Below are 5,122 nucleotides of genomic sequence, written 5' to 3'. Positions count from 1 at the left end.
CCGCTCTTTAACAACTGAATCAAGCAATTCGTGTGGGTGCTTGTGGAGTCAGACTGATAGTCAACAAGATTATCAGCATCACAAGTTACTCCGCGAGAAATCAAAGATGTAACCAACGATTGCTGAGCCAAGTTTAGGGTTTCTTAAAAACCCAAAGATGTTTGAACTGAAGAGTTTGATCATGGCTCAGATTGAACGCTGGCGGCAGGCCTAACACATGCAAGTCGAGCGGTAGAGAGAAGCTTGCTTCTCTTGAGAGCGGCGGACGGGTGAGTAAAGCCTAGGAATCTGCCTGGTAGTGGGGGATAACGTTCGGAAACGGACGCTAATACCGCATACGTCCTACGGGAGAAAGCAGGGGACCTTCGGGCCTTGCGCTATCAGATGAGCCTAGGTCGGATTAGCTAGTTGGTGAGGTAATGGCTCACCAAGGCGACGATCCGTAACTGGTCTGAGAGGATGATCAGTCACACTGGAACTGAGACACGGTCCAGACTCCTACGGGAGGCAGCAGTGGGGAATATTGGACAATGGGCGAAAGCCTGATCCAGCCATGCCGCGTGTGTGAAGAAGGTCTTCGGATTGTAAAGCACTTTAAGTTGGGAGGAAGGGCAGTTACCTAATACGTGATTGTTTTGACGTTACCGACAGAATAAGCACCGGCTAACTCTGTGCCAGCAGCCGCGGTAATACAGAGGGTGCAAGCGTTAATCGGAATTACTGGGCGTAAAGCGCGCGTAGGTGGTTTGTTAAGTTGGATGTGAAATCCCCGGGCTCAACCTGGGAACTGCATTCAAAACTGACTGACTAGAGTGTGGTAGAGGGTGGTGGAATTTCCTGTGTAGCGGTGAAATGCGTAGATATAGGAAGGAACACCAGTGGCGAAGGCGACCACCTGGACCAACACTGACACTGAGGTGCGAAAGCGTGGGGAGCAAACAGGATTAGATACCCTGGTAGTCCACGCCGTAAACGATGTCAACTAGCCGTTGGGAGCCTTGAGCTCTTAGTGGCGCAGCTAACGCATTAAGTTGACCGCCTGGGGAGTACGGCCGCAAGGTTAAAACTCAAATGAATTGACGGGGGCCCGCACAAGCGGTGGAGCATGTGGTTTAATTCGAAGCAACGCGAAGAACCTTACCAGGCCTTGACATCCAATGAACTTTCCAGAGATGGATTGGTGCCTTCGGGAACATTGAGACAGGTGCTGCATGGCTGTCGTCAGCTCGTGTCGTGAGATGTTGGGTTAAGTCCCGTAACGAGCGCAACCCTTGTCCTTAGTTACCAGCACGTAATGGTGGGCACTCTAAGGAGACTGCCGGTGACAAACCGGAGGAAGGTGGGGATGACGTCAAGTCATCATGGCCCTTACGGCCTGGGCTACACACGTGCTACAATGGTCGGTACAGAGGGTTGCCAAGCCGCGAGGTGGAGCTAATCCCACAAAACCGATCGTAGTCCGGATCGCAGTCTGCAACTCGACTGCGTGAAGTCGGAATCGCTAGTAATCGCGAATCAGAATGTCGCGGTGAATACGTTCCCGGGCCTTGTACACACCGCCCGTCACACCATGGGAGTGGGTTGCACCAGAAGTAGCTAGTCTAACCTTCGGGAGGACGGTTACCACGGTGTGATTCATGACTGGGGTGAAGTCGTAACAAGGTAGCCGTAGGGGAACCTGCGGCTGGATCACCTCCTTAATCGACGACATCAGCTGCTCCATAAGTTCCCACACGAATTGCTTGATTCATTGAAGAAGACGAAAGAAGCAGCCCGAAATTGGGTCTGTAGCTCAGTTGGTTAGAGCGCACCCCTGATAAGGGTGAGGTCGGCAGTTCGAATCTGCCCAGACCCACCAATTTTGTGTGGGAAACGCCTGTAGAAATACGGGGCCATAGCTCAGCTGGGAGAGCGCCTGCCTTGCACGCAGGAGGTCAACGGTTCGATCCCGTTTGGCTCCACCACTACTGCTTCTGTTTGTATAAAGCTTAGAAATGAGCATTCCATCGTCATGATGGTGAATGTTGATTTCTAGTCTTTGACTAGTTCGTTCTTTAAAAATTTGGGTATGTGATAGAAAGATAGACTGAACGTTACTTTCACTGGTAACGGCTCAGGCTAAGGTAAAATTTGTGAGTTCTCTTAACGAGAAATTCGAATTTTCGGCGAATGTTGTCTTCACAGTATAACCAGATTGCTTGGGGTTATATGGTCAAGTGAAGAAGCGCATACGGTGGATGCCTTGGCAGTCAGAGGCGATGAAAGACGTGGTAGCCTGCGAAAAGCTTCGGGGAGTCGGCAAACAGACTTTGATCCGGAGATGTCTGAATGGGGGAACCCAGCCATCATAAGATGGTTATCTTACGCTGAATACATAGGCGTAAGAGGCGAACCAGGGGAACTGAAACATCTAAGTACCCTGAGGAAAAGAAATCAACCGAGATTCCCTTAGTAGTGGCGAGCGAACGGGGACTAGCCCTTAAGTGGCTTTGAGATTAGCGGAACGCTCTGGAAAGTGCGGCCATAGTGGGTGATAGCCCTGTACGCGAAAATCTCTTAGTCATGAAATCGAGTAGGACGGAGCACGAGAAACTTTGTCTGAATATGGGGGGACCATCCTCCAAGGCTAAATACTACTGACTGACCGATAGTGAACTAGTACCGTGAGGGAAAGGCGAAAAGAACCCCGGAGAGGGGAGTGAAATAGATCCTGAAACCGTATGCGTACAAGCAGTGGGAGCCCACTTTGTTGGGTGACTGCGTACCTTTTGTATAATGGGTCAGCGACTTATTTTCAGTGGCGAGCTTAACCGAATAGGGGAGGCGTAGCGAAAGCGAGTCTTAATAGGGCGTCTAGTCGCTGGGAATAGACCCGAAACCGGGCGATCTATCCATGGGCAGGTTGAAGGTTGGGTAACACTAACTGGAGGACCGAACCGACTACCGTTGAAAAGTTAGCGGATGACCTGTGGATCGGAGTGAAAGGCTAATCAAGCTCGGAGATAGCTGGTTCTCCTCGAAAGCTATTTAGGTAGCGCCTCATGTATCACTGTAGGGGGTAGAGCACTGTTTCGGCTAGGGGGTCATCCCGACTTACCAAACCGATGCAAACTCCGAATACCTACAAGTGCCGAGCATGGGAGACACACGGCGGGTGCTAACGTCCGTCGTGAAAAGGGAAACAACCCAGACCGTCAGCTAAGGTCCCAAAGTTATGGTTAAGTGGGAAACGATGTGGGAAGGCTTAGACAGCTAGGAGGTTGGCTTAGAAGCAGCCACCCTTTAAAGAAAGCGTAATAGCTCACTAGTCGAGTCGGCCTGCGCGGAAGATGTAACGGGGCTCAAACCATACACCGAAGCTACGGGTATCACGTAAGTGATGCGGTAGAGGAGCGTTCTGTAAGCCTGTGAAGGTGAGTTGAGAAGCTTGCTGGAGGTATCAGAAGTGCGAATGCTGACATGAGTAACGACAATGGGTGTGAAAAACACCCACGCCGAAAGACCAAGGTTTCCTGCGCAACGTTAATCGACGCAGGGTTAGTCGGTCCCTAAGGCGAGGCTGAAAAGCGTAGTCGATGGAAAACAGGTTAATATTCCTGTACTTCTGGTTATTGCGATGGAGGGACGGAGAAGGCTAGGCCAGCTTGGCGTTGGTTGTCCAAGTTTAAGGTGGTAGGCTGGAATCTTAGGTAAATCCGGGATTCTAAGGCCGAGAGCTGATGACGAGTCGTCTTTTAGACGACGAAGTGGTTGATGCCATGCTTCCAAGAAAAGCTTCTAAGCTTCAGGTAACCAGGAACCGTACCCCAAACCGACACAGGTGGTTGGGTAGAGAATACCAAGGCGCTTGAGAGAACTCGGGTGAAGGAACTAGGCAAAATGGCACCGTAACTTCGGGAGAAGGTGCGCCGGTGAGGGTGAAGGACTTGCTCCGTAAGCTCATGCCGGTCGAAGATACCAGGCCGCTGCGACTGTTTATTAAAAACACAGCACTCTGCAAACACGAAAGTGGACGTATAGGGTGTGACGCCTGCCCGGTGCCGGAAGGTTAATTGATGGGGTTAGCTAACGCGAAGCTCTTGATCGAAGCCCCGGTAAACGGCGGCCGTAACTATAACGGTCCTAAGGTAGCGAAATTCCTTGTCGGGTAAGTTCCGACCTGCACGAATGGCGTAACGATGGCGGCGCTGTCTCCACCCGAGACTCAGTGAAATTGAAATCGCTGTGAAGATGCAGTGTATCCGCGGCTAGACGGAAAGACCCCGTGAACCTTTACTATAGCTTTGCACTGGACTTTGAATTTGCTTGTGTAGGATAGGTGGGAGGCTTTGAAGCGTGGACGCCAGTCTGCGTGGAGCCAACCTTGAAATACCACCCTGGCAACTTTGAGGTTCTAACTCAGGTCCGTTATCCGGATCGAGGACAGTGTATGGTGGGTAGTTTGACTGGGGCGGTCTCCTCCTAAAGAGTAACGGAGGAGTACGAAGGTGCGCTCAGACCGGTCGGAAATCGGTCGTAGAGTATAAAGGCAAAAGCGCGCTTGACTGCGAGACAGACACGTCGAGCAGGTACGAAAGTAGGTCTTAGTGATCCGGTGGTTCTGTATGGAAGGGCCATCGCTCAACGGATAAAAGGTACTCCGGGGATAACAGGCTGATACCGCCCAAGAGTTCATATCGACGGCGGTGTTTGGCACCTCGATGTCGGCTCATCACATCCTGGGGCTGAAGCCGGTCCCAAGGGTATGGCTGTTCGCCATTTAAAGTGGTACGCGAGCTGGGTTTAGAACGTCGTGAGACAGTTCGGTCCCTATCTGCCGTGGACGTTTGAGATTTGAGAGGGGCTGCTCCTAGTACGAGAGGACCGGAGTGGACGAACCTCTGGTGTTCCGGTTGTCACGCCAGTGGCATTGCCGGGTAGCTATGTTCGGAATAGATAACCGCTGAAAGCATCTAAGCGGGAAACTAGCCTCAAGATGAGATCTCACTGGAACCTTGAGTTCCCTGAAGGGCCGTCGAAGACTACGACGTTGATAGGTTGGGTGTGTAAGCGCTGTGAGGCGTTGAGCTAACCAATACTAATTGCCCGTGAGGCTTGACCATATAACACCCAAGCAATTTGA

At 51.5% G+C, this 5,122-nt stretch carries 2 tRNA genes and 2 rRNA genes; all 4 read left to right on the top strand.

Annotation, left to right across the window (positions count from 1 at the left end):
* Positions 1-163: 163 nt before the first annotated feature.
* The 4 genes from BFQ00_RS04290 to BFQ00_RS04275 all read left to right on the top strand — a co-directional run bounded on the left by BFQ00_RS04290 (position 164) and on the right by BFQ00_RS04275 (position 5,102).
* Positions 164-1,700, top strand: a 16S ribosomal RNA gene (locus BFQ00_RS04290).
* A gap of 81 nt (positions 1,701-1,781) precedes the next feature.
* A tRNA-Ile gene (locus BFQ00_RS04285) sits at positions 1,782-1,858 on the top strand.
* Positions 1,859-1,888: 30 nt separating this feature from the next.
* Positions 1,889-1,964, top strand: a tRNA-Ala gene (locus BFQ00_RS04280).
* A 246-nt stretch (positions 1,965-2,210) separates the two neighbouring features.
* Positions 2,211-5,102: ribosomal RNA gene (locus BFQ00_RS04275) — 23S ribosomal RNA — on the top strand.
* The 16S and 23S rRNA genes sit together here with 2 tRNA genes alongside, the layout of an rRNA operon.
* The last annotated feature ends 20 nt before the right edge of the window (positions 5,103-5,122 follow it).

The sequence above is a fragment of the Pseudomonas sp. 28 E 9 genome (genome assembly GCF_900004785.1).
Classification (GTDB): Bacteria; Pseudomonadota; Gammaproteobacteria; order Pseudomonadales; family Pseudomonadaceae; genus Aquipseudomonas; species Aquipseudomonas orientalis_A.
This window is presented reverse-complemented; position numbering and strand designations above follow the sequence as displayed.